Below are 19146 nucleotides of genomic sequence, written 5' to 3'. Positions count from 1 at the left end.
CTAAAGGAATAGTTCTAAAGAACCTTTGGGCCCTTCGGCTTTGTCCGGCGGTCAAAGACACTGTAGCATGCAGGTATAGCATGCCGGACCGCTGACAGCCACCCTGTGTCACAGCCCGGCTGCCAGCCCGGTCCCCCCAGCAGCCGGAAGACAGACCGTGCCCCATTCGCCCCTGCCGCCCCCGGCTGAAGATCCGCTGGCCCTGAACACCAAGGCCTACGACTGGTGCGTCCGCGCCTTCCGGGCGGTGGAAGGCTACCTCGGGCTGGGGGTGACCCTGCACGACCCGGAGCACGACACCGGGGCCGGGGACGGCGGCACCGGAGTTCTCGGGCGCGGCCATATCTTTCTGTTCAACCACTTCGCGCGGTTTGAGACGATCATTCCGCCCTACCTGATCTACAGCCGCACCGGGGCCTTCTGCCGCACCATCGCCGATACCGCCCTGTTCGGGCCGCCGGGGTCATCGTTCGGGGCGTTCCTGCGCGGGGTCGGGGCGGTGCCCAATGCCCTGCCCGGCCTGCTGCCGTTTCTGGCCGCCGAGATCCTGCGCGGGCGCAAGGTGGTGATCTTCCCCGAAGGCGGCATGGTCAAAGACCGCCGCGTCGTCGATGACGGCGGCGACTTCATGGTCTATTCCCGCACCGCCAGAGAGCGGCGGAAACACCATCGCGGCGCTGCCGTGCTGGCCCTGATGCTGGATGTGTTCAAGGAACGCCTGCGGGAGCTGGACACAGACGGCGATACCGCCCGGCTGGAACGCTGGCGCGCCGCGCTGGGGTTTTCCTCCACCGGGGCCCTGCTGGCCGAGGCCCACACCCCGACACTGGTGGTGCCGGGCAATATCACCTTCTATCCGCTGCGGATCGAAGACCACCCGCTGCCCCGGCTGATCGAACGCTTTGCCGATACCCTGCCGCAGCAGTTTTCCGAAGAACTGCTGGTGGAAAGCAACATCCTGTTCCGCGATACTGACATGGATATCCGGCTGGGCGCCCCCCTGCCGGTGCAGGCTGACTGGAACTGGTGGGAACGGCTGCTGCTGCGCCGCGCCTTCGAGGACACCGCCAGCCTGCATGACCTGTTTGACCTGAACCGCAAGGCCTCCGCCTGGTTTGACCGCCTGCTGGCCCGGCGGCTGGATGCCGCCAGCGATGCGGTGCGCGAGGCCTGCACCTATGGCATTTACCGGCAGGTGACGGTCAATATCGGCCACCTGACGGCACAGGCGATCCTTGACCGCATCGAGGACGGGGAAACCGGGGTTGACCGCGCCGTTCTGGGGCGGCAGGTCTATCTGGCCCTGAAAGGGTTGCAGACGGTACCGGAGGTGCACCTGCACCGCACGCTGGCCGAACCGGACCGTTACCGGGGCCTGCTGCGCGGCGTTAACCCTGACTTCAACCGGGTGCTGTCCACCGCCGTCAGCGCCGGACTGCTGGCCGAAGACGGCCCGTTCCTGCGGTTTCTGCCCAAACTTCTGGACACCCATGATTTTGACCGGGTGCGGCTGGAAAACCCGCTGCTGGTCGCCGCCAACGAAATCACCCCGATGCCGGAGGTGCTGGCCCATGTCGCCGCCAGCCGCCGCGACGCGCTCTCTCCGCCGGGAACGGCACTGGCCGCCCTGCGTTTTGATGACGAGGTCCGGGCGTGGCAACGGGCCCGGCTGGCGTTTTCAGGGCCCGACCACACAGCGGTGAATGCCGCCGAAACCGCCACCCGCGACCCCGCCCCCTATCTGCTGATCCCGGAGAACCACAACGGGCTCGGGGTGGTGCTGGTGCATGGTTTCCTCGCCTCCCCCGCCGAGCTGCGGGATCTGGGTGACAGGCTGGCCGCGCGGGGGCACCCGGTGATCGGGGTCCGCCTGCCCGGCCACGGCACCAGCCCGTGGGATCTGCGGGAACGGGGCTGGCCGGAATGGCTGGATGCGGTGCGGCGGGCCGATGACATTCTGGCCGCCCACTGCCCGCAGCGGGTGGCGGTCGGGTTTGCCACCGGCGGGGCGCTGGCGCTGGCCTACGCGGCGGAAGCCCCGCCCGGACTGGCCGGGGTGGTGGCGGCTTCGGTCCCGATGACCTACCGCAACAAGGCCCTGATCTTTGCCCCCTTGATGCACGGCATCAGCCGTCTGGCCGAATGGGTTCCGGCGTGGGAGGACAAGGCCCCGTTCCGGGAAAACACCAGCGAACACCCCGACATCAATTACCGCCATGTGCCGCTGCGCGGCCTGCATGAGGTGGCGGACCTGATGTCAGAAGTCCGCCGTCGCCTGCCGCTGGTGCGTTGCCCGGCGCTGATCCTGCAAGGGGATCAGGATCCGGTGGTCGATCCCGCCGGAGCGGTCACGCTGATGCGGCGGCTGGGCAGCCACCGTCGCCGTCTGGAAACAATTCCCTCCACCCGCCACGGCATCCTTAACGAGAACACTGCGGGATGTCACGATCTTGTCGCCCAGTACATCGCTTCCTTTTTACACCTTAAGGATTAGATTTACAGTCGATTACGGTTCTTTTCCATCCTGATAGCAGGAACGAACAAAATTTTATTCTCCTGTCATCTTGAAAACCGTTGGATCCGGCCTGCGAAATGGTAAGGTAACCGCCATTGGATTAAGCCCCCCTCTTAACCGGTCCGGACTACTGGGTTCCCCCGCCAACATGATGTTACATGTCCCGACACTGGCGATTGTTGCCGGTTGCATCAGCATTGGCTTCGCCCTGTGCCTGCCGCTGTCGTGGCGTCTGGCCAAGGCGGTGCCCGGCCTGCGCTGCCTGACCCTTGGCATGGCGATTGCCGGGCTGTCCCTGTTCCTGCTGCCGGTCTATGACCTGCCGCTGCCCCGGTTTATGCTGCTGGTGGCCAGCATCCTGATGATTCTGTCGGGTGTTCTGTCGTGGTATGGCCTGCGGGTGATGCTGCTGCCGGGGCGCCCCCCGGTGCTGCCGCTGATCCTGCTGATGATCATTCATCCGCTGCTGATTCTGTATTTCTCGGTGCTGTCCCCGCTGGTTGCCGGGCGGCTGGTGGTCAACAGTCTGGTCCTTGCCGGTCTGGCCCTTGCCATTGTCGTGGTGCTGGTGCGGTCGCGGGAAAGCTCCCCCGCCGTGCAGTGGGTGATGGCCGGGGTCCAGACCGTCCACGCCGTTCTGTTGCTGGGCCGTATGGGGCTGATGCTGCTGGAAGACACCCTTCAGCCCTACCCGGTGCCCTATGTGCTGATCGACCGCATCCTGTTTCTGGAAGTGGTGCTGCTGCTGTTCATCACCGCGCTGTGTACGGTGATTCTGGTGGCCGAACGCCTGCAAAAGGAACTGACCTATCAGGCCCGCACCGATCCCCTGACCGGCACCCTGAACCGGCGGGGCTATCAGGAACTGGCAGAACGGGAACTGCTGAAGGCCAGCCGCAGCGGGCGGCCCTTTGCGGTTCTGGTGGCGGATATTGACCACTTCAAACGCCTGAACGACACCTACGGCCATGCCGCCGGGGATATGGTGCTGCAATACTTCTGCGCCCTGCTGAACCGGGTGCTGCGCCAGACCGACATCCTCGCCCGCCTCGGCGGTGAAGAATTTGTCATCATGCTGCCGGAAACCCCGCCGCTGGAAGCGATGGACGTGGCCGAGCGCCTGCGCCGCACCGTGCAGGACACGCCGATGACCTTTCAGGAATTCATGATCCCGATCACCGTCAGCATCGGCGTCGCCCACTTCCCCGATGCCTCTGACAGCCTCGACGGCCTTCAGGCCTTTGCCGACAGCGCCCTGTACCGCGCCAAGAAAAGCGGGCGCAACAGTGTGTCGGACCAGCCGCTGGCCAGCGAACCGCATTCGACCCCCCTCCCCCGGGATGACCAGCCTGCGGTGTTTCTGTAAGACCTGCCCCGTTTTCTTAACCCTGCGGCCCCGGCATCACTGATCCTGCCCGACAGACGGAAAAAAGGCCCGGCGGAGGGAAAGCCGCCGGGCCTTGAAGGTGTCTTCTCAGTCGAAGAGGAGGGAGCGGAACGGACCGGGCCCGACAGGGACGAGGAGAGAGGGGAGAGAAGACCCCGCCGGACCCGGCAGCATTCAACGGCACCACTATCACCCCAACCACCTGAACCCGGCCTGAACAGGGCATTCAGGGTGCCAAAGGCAAACCCCGCCGGATGGGATCATCCATCCGGCGGGGAAGCGGGGAAACAGAAACCTGATCTTAGGCCGCCTGCGCCGCAGCCCAGCGCCCGGCCAGACCGGCCACCCGCTGGCCCAGCACCGCAGCGGTGCGGCGGTCAGCCTCCGGCGGGGCAACATCAGACCCCTCGTCGGCATTGGCCTGCGCCATCACCCCGAGGAAGCTGCCGAGACGGTTCAGGTCACTCTCGCTGCCCTTGCTGCTGTTGTTGCCCGGCAACAGATCCAGACCGACCCAGATCATGCCATGCTGAGCGGCAAAAACCGAAAGCTGCACCAGCGTACCCATTTTATCGCCGCTGCGCGAAGCGGAGACGGTGAACCCCGCCGCCAGCTTGCCGGACCACTTCCGGCCCATCCAGCGGCCCGAGGTGGCATCCATGAACATTTTGAACGGACCGGACACGCTGCCCATGTAGGTCGGGGACCCGAAGATAATGGCATCAGCGGCATCAAGGGCATCGCCATGGTCTTCAAAGGCATCCACCGACACCAGCAGGGCCTTGGCGGTGCCATCGGCCTCAACGCCAGAGGCAACGGCCTCGGCCAGAACTTTGGTGTGGCCATAGCCGCTGTGATAGACAACGGCGACAGTGGTAACTGGGGTGGTCATGATCGGGGATCTCCGTCGGGGCCATCCGTCGGCTGGTACGGCCCGGTTTGCTGTTGACCCCACACTGCCGATTTCAGATCATGAAAGAAACAGCATCGGCGTCATACCAATCATGAGAAAGCTTCATTACCTTGATCTCGATGGCCGGTCGCTGCGGCTGCTGCTGTCGCTGCTGGAAACCCGGTCAGCCACCGCCACCGCCCGTCAGACCGGGTTGACCCAGTCGGCGGTCAGCCATGCGCTGGAGCGGCTGCGCGGTGTGCTGGGGGATCCGCTGTTCGTCCGGGCCGGGCGCGGGCTGGAACCGACCGAGCACGCCCTGTCGCTGGCCCCGCTGGCGCGGGAAGCCCTGACAGCTCTGGAAAGCATGGGGCAGGAACCGGCGTTTGACCCCGCCACCTCCACCCGGAAGTTTGTGATTGCCGCCAACGATTACCAGCGTGACATGGTGCTGCCGCCGGTGTTCCACCGCCTTCAGCAGGAGGCCCCGGGGGTGCGCCTGCGCATCAAGACCTCGGGCAACAGCGGCGGAGAGATGCTGCGCAACCGTGACTGCGACCTATTGATCACCCCCAAGGGGCCGGACTACCCCGACCTGATGCGCAGCCTGCTGTATGAAGACCGGATGGCCTGCTTCTACGATCCGGCCTGCCGCCCGGCACCGGAAACCCTGCCGGATTATCTGGCGGCCCGGCACGTGACCGTTGTCTATGGCGATGATGAGGCCACCGCCATTGATGCCGCGCTGGCCCAGCAGGGGCACCGGCGGCAGGTGGTGCTTCAGTTGCCGAATTTTTCCGCCCTGCCCGCCTTTCTGCGCGGCAGTGATCTGGTGGTCGCCACCATGGAGCTGTCGCGGCACTTCAGCCTTGCCGGGTTCGGGGTCTGCCCGCTGCCGTTTCCGGTACCGCTGCTGTCGATGCATATGATCTGGCATGTGCGTGACACCGCCTCCCCCGCCCATCGCTGGCTGCGCGATCTGATCCGCAGCACGGTCCACGCCGCCTGCCCCAACCACGCCTGACGCTCTGCCCGGAAGCACGAAAAAACGGCTCCGGAGGGGGACCGGAGCCGTCTTCTGGGGACAGGATAAAATAACAGACAGATGTCATCAGACAGGGAGGAGAGAGCAGTCAAACACACAAGAAGTCAGGGATAAGATGTGTTCCGTAAGCGCCAGACAGGGAAGGGAGGGGAAGCGCTTACAGGACTGAAATTACCCCTGTCCGCCTGAACGCTGTCTGAACGGATTGCGGCGAAATCCGGGCAGCGGATTTTTTCTTCCCCTCTCCGGTTTTTCTGCCGGTCAGGGGCCATCCAGCCGCCGCCCCCAGTCTTCCACCCCGCCACTGTCAAGCCGCCGGGCCGCCAGTGCCCGCCAGTTTTCCGCCAGCGGAGTCAGCGCGGCAATCCGCTGCAACTCTCCCCGGTTCAGCGGATCGGCATACAGGGTCCGCCACAGGCGCGACAGCGGCCATGCCGGGGCAATCCGGTCCACCAGAGCCAGAGTGTCGCCGGGGGAAACAGTGCCCGGCTCCAGCACCCGGTAATACCAGCCGGTGCGGCCGCTGCCCTGCACCCGCCGCGCCATATCGGCCCGCCCGAAGCGCAGGTTCAGCCGGAAGCACGGCTGCCGCCCCTGCGACACCTGCACCAGCGCCGCACCCAGACGGAACACATCCCCCACCGCCACCGTGGTTTCATCCAGCCCCAGCGTTGACAGGTTCTCGCCGAAGGCCCCGGCAGCCCGCAGCAGCGGGTGTGGCCCCAGATCGGCCTGCCAGCGCGGATAATGGTCGAAGGGGTAATGATGCACCGCCTTTTCCGGCCCGCCGTGGTGCCGGATATCGCCCTGACCGTCGCCGCTGAACCCGGTCGGCCCCAGCCACAGCGGGGATGACACCGGGGTTTTGGCGATGCCGCTTGGCACCGTGCGTGTGCCATCGGGGCTGCTGAGGGGCGCAACCGGCCCGGTCAGCAGGGCAGAAAGCGGGGTGATAACCGGCGTCTCTGTCATGGATCCAGTCCTTCCAGCCACTCTTTCAGCATCGCCTGCCCGGCCTGCCGCAGGGCCGCCCCGCGCCATCCGGCCTGTTCCCGCAGGTCACGCGGATCAATCCCTGCCGCCGCCAGCTCCGCCGCATGGCCGATCAGCCAGTGTTCCAGCCGGGTGGCATCGGCCTCCGGGTGAAATTGCAGGCCAAGGGTGTTCTTCCCCGCCGCAAACGCCTGATTGGCACACAGCGGCGTGCTGGCCAGCCGCACCGCTCCGTCGGGAATATCGAACATATCGCCATGCCAGTGCAGCACCGGCACCCCGTCCAGATGCCGCAACGGGCCGTACCGTCCGGCATCGGTCAGGGTCAGGGCGGAAAACCCGATCTCCTTGCGGCCGGTCGGGGCCACCCGTGCCCCCAGCGCCGCCGCCATCAGCTGCGCACCCAGACAGATGCCCAGCGTCGGCGCCCCGGCCTGTATCCGGGTGCGCAGCAGGGCGATTTCTTCCGCCAGCACCGGATAGGCTGCGGTATCCCCCACCCCGACCGGGCCACCGAGCACGATCAGCAGCGGAGTCTTCACCGGGTCCAGCGTCCACAGATCATCGACCCCGGCATCGTAGTAATGCACGGTATACCCGGCGGCGGCCAGCACCGGGGCAAAGGTGCCAAGGTCTTCAAAGCCAACATGGCGGATGGCAACGGCGGTTTTCAGCATCGGCGGATCCTGTCAGGACATATCAGGGAGAACATTCCCACTGCTACCCGGCCACCGGCCTGTGATAAAGTGCCGGTTCTGATATTTCTGACAGGCCGGTTGCATGCATCTGATTCAATTTGACCTGTCCGCAACCGGCCCCGGCAGCAGCCGCCCGGTGTTCGTGCGGCTGTGTGATGCCATCATCGCCGCCATCACCGACGGACGGCTGAAGCCGGGAGACCGTCTGCCCGGCAGCCGGGCTCTGGCGAGGGATTTGGGGCTGCACCGCAACACCGTTGATGCCGCCTTCCGGGAAGCCATCGCCCAGGGCTGGCTGACCCCGCAGCCGTCGCGCGGCACCTTTGTCACCGCCACCCTGCCCGACAGTCAGCCGCCCCGGCCCCGGACCACACCGCCGGAACCGCCGGACGACACCGCCCCCCCGGCCCGGCTGCACCTGTCCGACGGGGTGCCCGATCCCCGCCTGATGCCCGCCGCCGATCTGGCCCGCGCCTTTCGCCGTGCCCTGCTGTCAGGACGGGATCCCTACGGTGACGGCTACGGCGATCCGCGTGGCCTGCCACAGGTCCGTCAGGCCGTGCAGCATCTGCTGGCCACCGACCGCGGCCTGTCGCCGGACCGGTATGATCTGCTGATGACCCGGGGCAGCCAGATGGCGCTGTATCTGGCTGCCAGTGCCGCAGTCTCCCCCGGCGGGGCGATTGCGGTTGAGGACCCCGGCTACCCGCAGGCCACCGCCGCCTTCCGCGCCGCCGGGGCCCGGGTTCTGCCGGTGCCGGTCGATGCCGCCGGACTGGATGTGGAAACCCTTGCCCGGCTGGCGGCAAGCGATCCGGGGTTACAGGCGGTTTACGTCACCCCGCACCACCAGTATCCGACCACGGTGACACTGGCCGCCGACCGCCGCCTGCGCCTGCTGGAGGTCGCCGCCCGCCACCGTCTGGTTCTGATAGAGGACGACTACGACCACGATTACCGCTTTGACGGCCGCCCGGTGCTGCCGCTGGCCGCCCGCAGCGGACCGGGGCAGGACGCGGTGGCGGTGATCTATGTCGGGTCGCTGTCAAAGGTGCTGGCCCCGACCCTGCGGCTGGGCTATGCCGCCGCCCCGCCCGCCCTGCTGCACCGCATGGCGGAACGCCGCGATGCCATCGACCGGCAGGGGGATACCCCGCTGGAAGCCGCCGTTGCCGCCCTGATCCGCGACGGTGAGCTGGCCCGCCATACCCGCAAGGCGCGGCGGATCTATCAGGCCCGCCGCGACCACATGATCCGGCGGCTGGAGGAAACGTTCGGCACAGTGCTGGAGGTGCGTCCCCCGGCGGGCGGGCTGGCCCTGTGGGCCACAGTCACCGACGGCAGCCCGGCGCAGGACTGGGCAACGGCGGCGCGGCGGCTGGGGCTGGCGGTGCGGCCGGGGGCCTCGTTCTGCCTTGATCCGGCAACACCGCCGCCACAGGCCTTCCGCATCGGCTTTGCCGCCCTGACCGAAGCCGAGGCTGACCGCGCCGTCACCCTGCTGGCACAGGCCCACCGCATGCTTGCCTGACCGGTCCGGACAGGGCAGTGTGGCGGCCATAGCAGGGGAAAAACAGACATGGGTTTTGCGAAACATCTCGGAATCCGGATCAGGCTTCTTCCCGGCATCCGCGCCCTCAGGCTGCTGCGGTCCCACCATTTTGGCCGGAGTGCCGAAGAGCGGGAAAGCGCCCGCCTGCAACGGATCCGGCCCGACAACCTGTTCCAGCCGTCCGGCTTCACCGTCCCCAACCGCTACCCCCATATTCTCAGGGAAGTGAAAGCGCTGGTTCAGGACGCCCCCCGGCCCCTGCGTCTGCTCTCCTTCGGCTGCTCCACCGGGGAGGAACTGCTGACGCTGGACAGTCACTTCCCCGGCAGCCTGATGACCGGGATCGACATCAGCGCCCCCCGTCTGGCCATCGCGGCGGAGCGGCTGTCATCCCTGCGGCAGCAGGGGCGGCTACAGCTGTTTCAGGGGGCCTCAGCCGACTGTCTGCCGCCGGACCTGCCGCCGTTTGATATCGTCCTCGCCATGTCAGTCTTCCGGCACCACGATCTGGAAGCCGCCCCTGCCCGCTGTTCCCACCGCCTGCGCTTCGCTGACTTTGAGAAAACGGTGACCGGGCTGGCCGGACGGGTGCGGCCCGGTGGTTTCCTGTGCATGACCAATAATCATCTGGACTTCACCGAGACCGCTGTCGCCGCAAAGTTCGAGCCCTGTGCCACCACCCGCCACGATCCCCGGAATCCGCTCTATGGGGCCGATGATCGCCTGAAGCCGCAGCCGGAACGGGATATCGTCCTGTTCCGGCGCAAAGAGCAGACAGGCCCCGTCTCTCCGGGGCCTGCCGTCGCCGATCACCGCCGCGACATCTCCAGCGGCGGCATCACCTCCGGCCCCACCGGGCAGACATAGGGGGTTTCCGCCGTCTGCGCCGCCAGCGCCGCCTTGGCCGCCGTGATCAGGGCCGGATCGCGGACAGCCGCCAGTCCGGTGGCCGCCATCGCCTTGGCGGCGTGAACCATTGCCTTATGCGCCCCCGGGGACTTCCCCTGCGCCACCACCTGCCAGGTATGGAACGGCGTACCGATCGCCACCGTCGGGGCATGCACCTGCACCGTCGGCACCACCCAGCTGACATCCCCGACATCGGTGGAGCCGATCAGCGGCTTGCGCGGTGTATCCAGCGGCACCAGAAAATCAGCCAGCGGCACAGCGCGCCGGGGCATGCCGATCGCCTGATAGACCGAGGCGATATCCTTGTCCGACAGGGTGGCGCGGATGCCTTCGGCATAGGCGCGGTCCTGATCATCAAACGGCGGCGGCCCCAGCTCCGCCATCACCGCATGCAGGGCTTCCTCCAGCGGGCGGTTGCCCAGTGTGTTGGACACCGCGCTGATAATCTGCATCCGCACGCTGGTTTCGGTCATCAGGGCCGCCCCCTGCGCGATCTTGTGGACCCGCTCCACCAGATCCAGCATGCCCTGAAGATCCATCGCCCGGATCGAATAGCGGACATGGGCGCGGGCCTGCACCACATTGGGGGCAATGCCCCCGGCGTCGAGCAGGGCATAATGCACGCGGGCGTCAGACGGCATATGTTCCCGCATGTAATTGACACCGACGTTCATCAGCTCCACCGCATCCAGCGCACTGCGGCCCAGATGCGGCGAGGCTGAGGCATGGGCCGTCCGCCCGGTGAAAAAGAAATCGGCGCGGGTATTGGCCAGCGACAGCGCCGGAGCCACTTCCCAGAAGCTGTAGGGATGCCACGAAATGGCGATATCCACATCCCGGAATGCCCCGTCGCGGACCATGAAAGTCTTGGCCGCCCCGCCTTCCTCCGCCGGGCAGCCGTAATAACGCACCCGCCCGGGCAGGCCGTTTTCCGCCAGAAAATCCTTCAGGGCCACCGCCGCCAGCATCGCGCCGGATCCCAGCAGATTATGGCCGCAGCCATGGCCGTTGCCGCCGGGTTCCACCGGCTGATGCTGGCACAGCCCGGCCTGCTGGCTCAGGCCCGGCAGGGCATCATATTCCCCGAGGAAGGCAATCACCGGGCCGCCCTCCCCCGCCTCGGCGATCAGGGCGGTTTCAATCCCGGCAACGCCCTGCGTCACCCGGAACCCATGGTGCAGCAGCTCGGCCCGATGGGCGGCAGCGGACTGCACTTCGGTGTAACAGACTTCCGGCGTGCTCCAGACCTGATCACTCAGGGCGGTCAGCCGATTCTGATGGGCGTCCACCGTCTGCCACAGTGCGGTATGATCCTGCGCGGTCATGATGATGCCAATGTCCCTTCGTGGGTTTGGATGTTTGTTTCTCAGCGCCCTCACCCTCCGGACGGGGGGGCAGCCGCCCCCTTCGCCCGAAGCTGCGGGTTACAGCTGCGGGTTAAAGCTGCCCGGCGGCACCGGACACCAGCTCTTCCGCCGGGGGGATCCGGCCACCTTCAAACCAGAAGGCCGCCGCCGCCCGCGACATCGCCTCGCCATCGTGGCCGACGCCGGGCACTTCGGTCAGGGTCCAGTTGAACTCCATCCCCAGTGCCGCCGCCTGCGTGCGGGCAAACAGGAACATGAATGTCGCCCGGGCATAGCGGTGCGGCCCCTGTTCCAGCGCCTCCGGCTGGGCCGGCAGGTTGGGGTCGTTTTCCTCGATATCCTGATCCCCGGCGAAGATCTGCATCGGATAACGGAACCAGTCCGCCAGCCGGGAGTCATCAAACCCGGTGCCGCCCAGCCCTTCCGGGAAGCGGCGGGACAGGTCCGGCAGGGTGTACCAGCCGGGATTGGCGGCAATCACCGCCGCAAACGGGGCATGGCCCTGCGTTGCCAGCAGGCGGTGGGCAAACTGCCCGCCGGCGGAATGGCCGTACAGCATCGCCTGCTGCCGGGTGGTTGCCCCCCCGGCCCGCAGCGCCGCCAGCACCCGGGCCGGAACCGCATAGGCCCACTGCTCCGGCGGGGTGATGCTGCCATCCGCCGCCACCACCAGCCCGTTGTTGTAGCCGTCCACGGTCGGGAAGGCGGCATCCGAGAACGTCGGCGCGGCAATCAGCAGGCCGTGCCGGTCGGCAGCCGGAATCCAGAAGTCGCGGTACTCATCACCATTGCGCAGCATGCCATGCTGGACCAGCACCACCGGGTTTTCCGGGCGATGGTTTTCCGGGCGGTAGCAATGCACCGTCAGCGGGCGGTCCGGGTGGCAGGCATCAAGGAACGGCAGGGCGCTGCGCCCGAAAGCCGGGGAAAGGGTCTGGGTCGTCATACGGGCTCCGGATGATGCAGATGGCAGGCGGCGCTCTGGCCGGGCGCCACCTCTTTCAGGACGGGAAGACGCTCGCGGCAGACCGGCAGGGCCTGCGCACAGCGCGGATGGAACGGACAGCCCGACGGCGGCGACAGCGGCGAGGGCAGATCGCCCTTCAGCGGCTCGAACACCCGGCGGCGGCGGCTGAGGGAGGGGCTGGCATTCAGCAGGGCCGCGCTGTAGGGGTGGGCCGGGGCGGAGAACACCGCCGCCGCCGGGCCGATTTCAACAATGCGGCCCAGATACATGATGGCGATGCGGTCGCTGATGTGGCGGACCACGCCCAGATCATGGCTGACGAACAGATAGGTCAGGCCGTAGCGGCTGCGCAGGTCCATGAACAGGTTGATCACCTGCGCCTGCACCGACACATCCAGCGCCGACACCGGCTCGTCACAGACCAGAAACTCCGGCCGCACTGCCAGCGCCCGGGCAATGCCGATGCGCTGCCGCTGCCCGCCGGAAAACTGATGCGGGTAGCGGTCGCGGTAGGCGGCATCCAGCCCGACATCCTCCAGCGCCTGACTGACCCGGTCGGCGATTTCCGCCTTCGGGGCCAGCCGGTGAACCTCCAGCGCCTCGCTGATGATGCGGTGGACCCGCATGCGGGGATTGAGCGAGGCATAGGGATCCTGAAAGATCATCTGGACCTTCAGCAGAAAGTCCAGCTTCTCGCGGTCCTTCAGGGCGAAGACGCTGCGGCCGTTGTACATCACCTCCCCGGCGCTGGGGGTGTGGATGCCGGTGGCCATCCGCGACAGGGTCGATTTGCCGCAGCCGGATTCCCCGACCAGTCCCAGCACCTCGCCACGCCGCACCGCCAGATCAACCCCGTCCACCGCCCGCAGCACCGGCGGCGGCTTGGCCTGCCCGGTCAGGCGCAGCAGACGGTCCGCCACCTTCGGGCGGGACTGGAAATACTTACGGACGCCGATCATCTCAAACAGGGTATCGTTCACGGCAGGACCTCCCCGGAGGTGGCGGGCGCAGCAGGCACCGGATTATGGCAGCGGAAGGCCCGGTCCCCGTTCTCCTGCCGCAGCGGGTAGGTCTCGCTACAGAGCGGAACCACCCGGTCACAGCGGGTGCGGAACGGGCAACCGGACGGGCGGGCATCAATGCGCGGGGCGTTGCCGTCAATCTGGTGCAGGCGTTCCCCCGGGCGGACCGTTCCGGTCGAGGACTTCAGCAGGCCGAGGGTGTAGGGATGGCAGGGCCGGTCCAGCACATCATCGACCGCGCCGCTTTCCACGATCTGCCCGGCGTACATCACCGCCACCCGGTCGGCCAGCTCCGCCACAATCGCCAGATCGTGGGTGATCCACAGGATGGCGGTGCCGGTTTCCCGGGCCAGTGTCTGCACTTCGTACAGGATCTGGCTCTGGATCGTCACATCCAGCGCCGTCGTCGGTTCATCGGCGATGATCAGGTCCGGGCTGTTCAGCAGGGCAATGGCAATCGCCACCCGCTGCCGCATACCGCCGGAAAATTCGTGCGGATACTGCCGCAGCCGCACCTCCGGCGACGGGATGCCGACCCGGGCCAGCGCCCGCACCGACTCTTCGGTGATCTGCGCCTTGGTACAGCGGCGGTGGGCGGTGATCGCCTCCGCCATCTGCTCGCCGATGGTCAGTACCGGGTTGAGGGTGGACAGCGGATCCTGAAACACCATGGCAATGCGGTTGCCGCGCAGGGCGCGCAGCTCTTCGTCCGAGGCCTGCCGCAGGTCTTTGCCATCAAACAGGATTTCGCCTTCGACGATCTCCCCCGGCGGGTCGATCAGCCGGACGGTGGAAAAGCCGGTCACCGACTTCCCCGATCCGGATTCCCCGACCAGACACAGCACCTCGCCGCGCCGGATGGTCAGGTCAACCCCATCCACCGCCGCCCAGGCCCCTTCCGGGGTGTGAAAAACCGTCCGCAGTCCGCGGATATCGAGCAGGCCGGTCATGACGAGGCCCTCACGTTGAAGCTGCGGCGCAGACGGTCACCGACAAAGTTGAGGGACATGATCAGCAGCACCAGCGCGATACCGGGGAACACCGCGATCCAGTATTCGCCCGACAGCAGGTATTCAAAGCCGTTGGCGATCAGCAGCCCCAGCGACGGCTGGGTCACCGGCACCCCGACGCCAAGGAACGACAGCGTCGCTTCCAGCGTGATGGCACTGGCGACACTGATGGTGGAGACCACCAGCACCGCGCCGACCGAGTTGGGCAGCAGGTGCGCCAGCATGATGTGGCGGGTCGGCAGGCCGAAGTTGACCGCCGCCTCGATGTATTCCTTGCGCCGTTCCACCAGCGCCGAGGCCCGCATCAGCCGCGCATACTGCGCCCACTGCACGACGATAATCGCCAGAATCACCTTGTCGATGCCGCGCCCGACCGAGGCCAGCAGCACCAGCGCCACCAGAATGGACGGAAAGCCCAGCATGAAATCGACAATGCGCATGATGATGGCATCGACCGCCCCGCCGATCTGGGCGGCAAACAGCCCGGCGGTGATGCCGATCAGCATCGCCCCGCCGGTGGACAGCAGGCCGACCAGCAGGCTGGTGCGCAGCCCGTAAAGAATGGCGCTGATCATGTCGCGGCCCTGCGCGTCGGTGCCCAGCCAGTAGGTGGCCCCGCTCATCGCCGCCGCCCCCGGCGGCAGGCGGTTATCCATCATGTTCAGCGTGGCAAGGTCATAGGGGTTCTGCGGGGCGATGAACGGGGCCAGCACCGCCAGCAGCACCATCACCCCCAGCAGAATCGCGGCCCCGCGCAGGGTCGGGCGGCTGCGGATCACCTTCAGAACCCGCCGCCGCAGCGGCGTATCGGCATAGGCCGGAACCGGAAGACCGGGCTTGCTCATGTCATCCCTCCGGAGAGTTTGACCCGTGGGTCCAGCGCCGCGTACAGCACATCGACCAGCAGGTTGACGCCGACGAACAGCAGGGTCGTCAGCATGACGTAGGCCACCACCACCGGGCGGTCGAGCTGGTAGATGCTGTCGATCAGCAGCTTGCCCATGCCCGGCCACGAGAACACCGTCTCGGTGATGGTCGAAAAGGCGACCAGACTGCCGAATTCAATCCCCACCACGGTCACCACCGGAATCAGGATGGTGCGCAGGATGTGGCGCCTGACGATGCGGCGGCGGGAAATGCCCTTGGCGCGGGCGAATTTGACGTAATCCTGCGTCGTTGCCTCCGCCGCCCCGGCGGCAATCAGGCGGACCATCAGCACGGTGTTGGGGATGGCAAGGTTCAGGGTCGGCAGGATCAGGTGCTTCAGCCCGTCAAGGGTGAACAGACTGGTCTGCATCCCCAGGGCCGTCACCGTCTCGCCACGCCCGGCGGTCGGCAGCCAGCCGAGCCAGACGCTGAACAGCAGCACCAGCATCATCCCTTTCCAGAAACTGGGCAGGGAAAAGCCGATCACCGTTCCGGCCATGATGATGCGGGACGGGCGGCTGTCGGGATTCAGCCCGGCATACAGCCCCAGCGGCACGCTGACCACCGTGGCGGTGATCATCGACAGCAGCACCAGCTCCAGCGTTGCCGGCAGCCGCCCGAGGATCAGCGACACCACCGGCACCCCATGCACGAACGAGGTGCCGAGATTGCCGCTGAGGGCGTTGCCGAGGAAGGTGAAGTACTGGCTCCACACCGGCTGGTCCAGCCCCAGCCGCTTGATCAGCGCCAGCCGCTCCGCCGCGCTGGCCTGCGGCGGCACCAACAGCTCAATCGGGTCGCCGATGCCATAGACGGCAAAGAAAACCACAACCGAAACCGCCAGCAGCACCGCGATGCTCTGGATCAGTCTCTGTAGGAAATAGGAGGTCATCGCGTTACCCCGGACCCATGATACCGGACCGATGATACCGGATCACTCCCCCGGCCCGGCGCACGGCCGGACCGGGGAGGCGACCGGTACGGTTACTGCGCCGGACGGGCCGACATGGCGAGGGTGAACTGGTCGGACCGACCGGTGAAGGTCATCCCGGCCTTGTGCGCCCACACCCCGGCCTCGAAGTGCAGCGGAATGAAGGCGTAATCCTTCATCACGGTCTTGGTGGCTTCCTGCAACAGGGTCGCCCGCTGCTTGTCATCCATGGTTTCAACGGCGGTATAGATCAGCTTATCGAAGGCTTCGTTCTTGTAGCCGCCGTAGTTGGAACCGCCGAGGGTGCCCGCCGCATTGGGGGTGGCCGCCCACTGGCGCAGGAACGAGGAGGCCTCGCCGCTGGCGGAGGTCCAGCCGCCGACCGACATGCTGAATTCCTTCTTGGCACGGCGCGGGAAGTACAGCGTGCGGGTCATCGCATCAACATCGGCCTTGATGCCGACCTGATTGAGGTACTGCGCCACCGCCTGCGCAATCTGGCTGTCGTTGATATAACGGTCATTGGTGGTGGACAGGGTGAGCTGGAAGCCATCGGCGTACCCGGCCTCCGCCAGCAGCTTCTTCGCCGCCGCCGGATCGTAGCGCAGCACCGGCTGGGTCGGCAGGGACCCGAACATGCCGCTCGGCAGGAATTCCCCGGCCTGCGCCGCCATGCCATCCATCAGGCGGTCGATGATCGCCTTGCGGTCAATCGCCAGCGAGATCGCCTCGCGCACCCGCACATCCTGCAACGGGTTCTTGCCGTTGGCGGCCTTGGCGAAGGGGCTCTGCTCCCGCGCCACATCCAGCTGATAATAGATCACCCGGGTGCTGGGGGTGATGGCGATGCCAAAGCGGTTATCGCCTTTGATGCGGCCAAGGTCCCGCGCCGCCGGGTTTTCGATCAGGTCATAATCCCCGGCCAGCAGACCGGCCAGACGCGGCCCGGCATTGGGCACCGGCACCAGCTGCACGGTTTCCCACGGCTCCTTGCCGCCCCAGTAGGTTTCGTTGCGTTCCAGCGTGACGCCGGTGCCGCGCACATAGCTCTTCAGCTTATAGGGGCCGGTGCCCAGCGCCAGCTTGCCATCGTTGAAATCACCGACCACCGGCCACGGCCCGGTGACGCCGCAGTTGTTGGCGACGTCAAAGGTGATCTTGTCATGCTTGACGATGGAAGCGCTGAGGATGCGCACGGTGCTGAGGAAATTGGCCAGCAGCGGTTCCGGGGCCTTGGTGGTGATCACCACGGTCTTGGCATCCGGGGCTTCGACACTGGCGAAGCTGGCGGTGACATCGGCAAAGGACCCGGCGATGGCGGTTTCGTTCTTCAGGGTGCGGCAGAAGGTGAACACCACGTCTTCCGCGGTGAAGGGGGTGCCGTCGGAGAAGGTCACGCCATCGCGCAGCTTGAAGGTCCAGCGGTTCTTACCGTCATTTTCCCACGACGCGGCAAGGGCCGGGTGAATCCCCTGCTTTTCATCCTGACGGGTCAGCCCTTCAAAAATATGCGAGGTCATCGCGTTGTTGGGGGTCAGGTCGTGGTAGTGTGGATCAATCGCCGTCGGCTCCGACGACAGGGCAATTTTCAGGCCCTGCGCGTGGGCGCCACCGGCCAGGAATGGGGTGCTCAGAAGGGTCGTGGCCAGCAGGCTTGCGGCAAAAAGCTTATACTTAGGGGACATGATGGGGTGCCTCTCTGTTTTTGATGCCGGAAAATGTTTGATGACAACCGGTTAGTTTTTTGATAGATTTTTTTTCATAAGATTATCATATGAAAATAATGTGCCGTCAGCAATGGGGAATTCATCATGGCCGCAACCCTGAGCCCGAAGTCTGAATTCGCCACCCGGATTGCCGCCGCCTACCCCACCCTGAGCAAGTCGCACCGCAAGATCGCCGATTTCGTGATGAGCCACCCGCTGGAGGTGGTCGCGCTGTCGATTGAGGGGGTGGCGGACGCCAGCGGAGCCTCCACCGCCACCATCACCCGCTTCGTGCGGGCGGTCGGCTACAGCAGCTTCAGCGAGTTCCGTGAAAAGATCGTGGCGGATTACCAGACCCCGTCCGGCCCCGGGACCGCCGCCGCCGGGAATGCGGGCGATGCCGGGTCCACCGCCACCCTGCTGCACGGTTTTCTGGCCGATACGGTGCAGAACATCCGCGATGCCGCCGCCAACATCGACACCGCGACGGTCACCCGCTTCGCCGATATCCTGCTGGGGGCGCGGCGGATCCTGATCCTCGGCACCGGGGCCAGCCATTATGCGGCATCGTATCTGGAAGAAGGGCTGGCGCTGTATACGGAAAAGAACGTCACCAACCTGCTGCTGCGCGGGGCGACCCCGTATTCCAACGGCCTGATCCGCACCATCGGGGCGGAGGATGCGGTGATCGCCATTTCCATGCCGCGCTATTCCGGCAGCACGGTGGAATTCACCCGGATTGCCAAGGCGCAGGGGGCGCAGATTCTGGCCCTGACCGACAGCCCGACCTCGCCACTGGCCCAACTGGCCGACGCAACCCTTTTTACCCCGGCAAAAAGCCGCCTGCTGCCGAACTCTCCGGCGGCCATTTTCGCGGTGGCCGACGCCCTGATCGCCACCATCGCCGCCCAGCGCCCCGACATCGTCGCCGCCACCCTCGGCACCCTGCCGGAAGATGTGCATCGGTAAGAAATCGGTTCCGGCGATTTTCTGGGAGCCCTCTCCCTGTACTTTCAACACAGACCAAAAAACAGCCTCGCCGGAGAAATCCGACGGGGCTGAATATGAACACTTGACACCTCCGGAAACAGAGAAAACACGGTTTCCGGAGGCATCCACATCGAAGAACGCTAGAGCGCCGAGCCTGAAACCCGAATCAAAGTGATTCCCATGTGGCCTGTTTTGTGATTCACCTTTCTTGGAGGTGGATCATGGGCAAGAGCTA

The 19146-nt window shown here is 66.1% G+C and carries 16 protein-coding genes; 6 read left to right on the top strand and 10 right to left on the bottom strand.

What is annotated here, in order from left to right:
• Window positions 1–157: 157 nt before the first annotated feature.
• On the top strand, window positions 158–2494 hold the full coding sequence (locus tag FHS48_RS20440) for an alpha/beta fold hydrolase (protein WP_184263274.1): 2337 nt from the start codon (window positions 158–160) through the stop codon (window positions 2492–2494).
• 169 nt (window positions 2495–2663) lie between these two features.
• Window positions 2664–3881, top strand: a complete 1218-nt coding sequence (locus FHS48_RS09165) for a GGDEF domain-containing protein (protein ID WP_184263273.1) — start codon at window positions 2664–2666, stop codon at window positions 3879–3881.
• Window positions 3882–4203: 322 nt separating this feature from the next.
• Here FHS48_RS09165 and FHS48_RS09160 read toward each other — a convergent pair whose 3' ends face one another.
• Window positions 4204–4794: a flavodoxin family protein gene (locus FHS48_RS09160; RefSeq protein ID WP_184263272.1), complete on the bottom strand. Its 591-nt coding sequence runs from the start codon at window positions 4792–4794 to the stop codon at window positions 4204–4206.
• 112 nt (window positions 4795–4906) lie between these two features.
• Here FHS48_RS09160 and FHS48_RS09155 point away from each other — a divergent pair, with 112 nt between their 5' ends.
• The gene (locus FHS48_RS09155; RefSeq protein WP_184263271.1) at window positions 4907–5818 is read left to right on the top strand and encodes a LysR family transcriptional regulator; all 912 of its coding nucleotides are present in this window, start codon (window positions 4907–4909) and stop codon (window positions 5816–5818) included.
• Between the two features lie 282 nt (window positions 5819–6100).
• Here the strand turns inward: FHS48_RS09155 and FHS48_RS09150 are convergent, their stop codons facing one another.
• Together FHS48_RS09150 and FHS48_RS09145 are read right to left on the bottom strand one after the other, a co-directional pair.
• Complete coding sequence (locus FHS48_RS09150) at window positions 6101–6811, bottom strand: MOSC domain-containing protein (protein ID WP_184263270.1); 711 nt, start codon at window positions 6809–6811, stop codon at window positions 6101–6103.
• Window positions 6808–7509, bottom strand: a complete 702-nt coding sequence (locus FHS48_RS09145) for a glutamine amidotransferase (RefSeq protein WP_184263269.1) — start codon at window positions 7507–7509, stop codon at window positions 6808–6810. The genes FHS48_RS09150 and FHS48_RS09145 overlap by 4 nt, the downstream gene beginning before the upstream one ends.
• Before the next feature lie 103 nt (window positions 7510–7612).
• Between FHS48_RS09145 and pdxR the strand changes: the two genes are divergently transcribed.
• The gene (pdxR, locus tag FHS48_RS09140) at window positions 7613–9061 is read left to right on the top strand and encodes a MocR-like pyridoxine biosynthesis transcription factor PdxR (RefSeq protein ID WP_184263268.1); all 1449 of its coding nucleotides are present in this window, start codon (window positions 7613–7615) and stop codon (window positions 9059–9061) included.
• Between the two features lie 48 nt (window positions 9062–9109).
• Window positions 9110–9949, top strand: a complete 840-nt coding sequence (locus tag FHS48_RS09135) for a class I SAM-dependent methyltransferase (protein WP_184263267.1) — start codon at window positions 9110–9112, stop codon at window positions 9947–9949.
• Here the strand turns inward: FHS48_RS09135 and FHS48_RS09130 are convergent.
• From FHS48_RS09130 to FHS48_RS09100, 7 genes are all read right to left on the bottom strand, one after another.
• Window positions 9892–11316, bottom strand: a complete 1425-nt coding sequence (locus FHS48_RS09130; RefSeq protein ID WP_184263266.1) for a M20 family metallopeptidase — start codon at window positions 11314–11316, stop codon at window positions 9892–9894. The two genes, FHS48_RS09135 and FHS48_RS09130, sit on opposite strands and share 58 nt — an antisense overlap.
• A gap of 112 nt (window positions 11317–11428) precedes the next feature.
• Window positions 11429–12304 carry an alpha/beta fold hydrolase gene (locus tag FHS48_RS09125; RefSeq protein ID WP_184263265.1) on the bottom strand — a complete coding sequence of 292 codons (876 nt, stop codon included), beginning with the start codon at window positions 12302–12304 and terminating at the stop codon, window positions 11429–11431.
• The gene (locus tag FHS48_RS09120; protein WP_311769114.1) at window positions 12301–13305 is read right to left on the bottom strand and encodes an ABC transporter ATP-binding protein; all 1005 of its coding nucleotides are present in this window, start codon (window positions 13303–13305) and stop codon (window positions 12301–12303) included. The genes FHS48_RS09125 and FHS48_RS09120 overlap by 4 nt, the downstream gene beginning before the upstream one ends.
• Window positions 13302–14297, bottom strand: a complete 996-nt coding sequence (locus FHS48_RS09115) for an ABC transporter ATP-binding protein (protein ID WP_184263264.1) — start codon at window positions 14295–14297, stop codon at window positions 13302–13304. The genes FHS48_RS09120 and FHS48_RS09115 overlap by 4 nt, the downstream gene beginning before the upstream one ends.
• On the bottom strand, window positions 14294–15202 hold the full coding sequence (locus FHS48_RS09110; RefSeq protein WP_184263263.1) for an ABC transporter permease: 909 nt from the start codon (window positions 15200–15202) through the stop codon (window positions 14294–14296). The genes FHS48_RS09115 and FHS48_RS09110 overlap by 4 nt, the downstream gene beginning before the upstream one ends.
• Entirely contained in the window at window positions 15199–16176 is a 978-nt protein-coding gene (locus FHS48_RS09105; protein ID WP_184263262.1) for an ABC transporter permease, read from the bottom strand. Before FHS48_RS09105 ends, FHS48_RS09110 begins: the two co-directional genes overlap by 4 nt.
• 92 nt (window positions 16177–16268) lie before the next feature.
• Window positions 16269–17900, bottom strand: a complete 1632-nt coding sequence (locus FHS48_RS09100; RefSeq protein WP_184263261.1) for an ABC transporter substrate-binding protein — start codon at window positions 17898–17900, stop codon at window positions 16269–16271.
• 126 nt (window positions 17901–18026) lie between these two features.
• On the opposite strand from FHS48_RS09100, the gene FHS48_RS09095 reads away from it, so the two are divergent.
• Window positions 18027–18890 carry a MurR/RpiR family transcriptional regulator gene (locus tag FHS48_RS09095; RefSeq protein WP_184263260.1) on the top strand — a complete coding sequence of 288 codons (864 nt, stop codon included), beginning with the start codon at window positions 18027–18029 and terminating at the stop codon, window positions 18888–18890.
• Window positions 18891–19146 lie beyond the last annotated feature (256 nt).

This window comes from Novispirillum itersonii, assembly GCF_014205675.1.
In the GTDB taxonomy this organism is placed as follows: domain Bacteria; phylum Pseudomonadota; class Alphaproteobacteria; order Rhodospirillales; family Rhodospirillaceae; genus Novispirillum; species Novispirillum itersonii_A.
This window is presented reverse-complemented; position numbering and strand designations above follow the sequence as displayed.

What these genes read in the sequence shown, in the direction of transcription:
- FHS48_RS09165 (WP_184263273.1), top strand. Translation starts at nt 2,664, where the DNA reads ATGATGTTACATGTCCCGACACTGGCGATTGTTGCCGGTTGCATCAGC.
- FHS48_RS09160 (WP_184263272.1), bottom strand. Translation starts at nt 4,794, where the DNA reads ATGACCACCCCAGTTACCACTGTCGCCGTTGTCTATCACAGCGGCTAT.
- FHS48_RS09155 (WP_184263271.1), top strand. Translation starts at nt 4,907, where the DNA reads ATGAGAAAGCTTCATTACCTTGATCTCGATGGCCGGTCGCTGCGGCTG.
- FHS48_RS09150 (WP_184263270.1), bottom strand. Translation starts at nt 6,811, where the DNA reads ATGACAGAGACGCCGGTTATCACCCCGCTTTCTGCCCTGCTGACCGGG.
- FHS48_RS09145 (WP_184263269.1), bottom strand. Translation starts at nt 7,509, where the DNA reads ATGCTGAAAACCGCCGTTGCCATCCGCCATGTTGGCTTTGAAGACCTT.
- pdxR (WP_184263268.1), top strand. Translation starts at nt 7,613, where the DNA reads ATGCATCTGATTCAATTTGACCTGTCCGCAACCGGCCCCGGCAGCAGC.
- FHS48_RS09135 (WP_184263267.1), top strand. Translation starts at nt 9,110, where the DNA reads ATGGGTTTTGCGAAACATCTCGGAATCCGGATCAGGCTTCTTCCCGGC.
- FHS48_RS09130 (WP_184263266.1), bottom strand. Translation starts at nt 11,316, where the DNA reads ATGACCGCGCAGGATCATACCGCACTGTGGCAGACGGTGGACGCCCAT.
- FHS48_RS09125 (WP_184263265.1), bottom strand. Translation starts at nt 12,304, where the DNA reads ATGACGACCCAGACCCTTTCCCCGGCTTTCGGGCGCAGCGCCCTGCCG.
- FHS48_RS09115 (WP_184263264.1), bottom strand. Translation starts at nt 14,297, where the DNA reads ATGACCGGCCTGCTCGATATCCGCGGACTGCGGACGGTTTTTCACACC.
- FHS48_RS09110 (WP_184263263.1), bottom strand. Translation starts at nt 15,202, where the DNA reads ATGAGCAAGCCCGGTCTTCCGGTTCCGGCCTATGCCGATACGCCGCTG.
- FHS48_RS09105 (WP_184263262.1), bottom strand. Translation starts at nt 16,176, where the DNA reads ATGACCTCCTATTTCCTACAGAGACTGATCCAGAGCATCGCGGTGCTG.
- FHS48_RS09100 (WP_184263261.1), bottom strand. Translation starts at nt 17,900, where the DNA reads ATGTCCCCTAAGTATAAGCTTTTTGCCGCAAGCCTGCTGGCCACGACC.
- FHS48_RS09095 (WP_184263260.1), top strand. Translation starts at nt 18,027, where the DNA reads ATGGCCGCAACCCTGAGCCCGAAGTCTGAATTCGCCACCCGGATTGCC.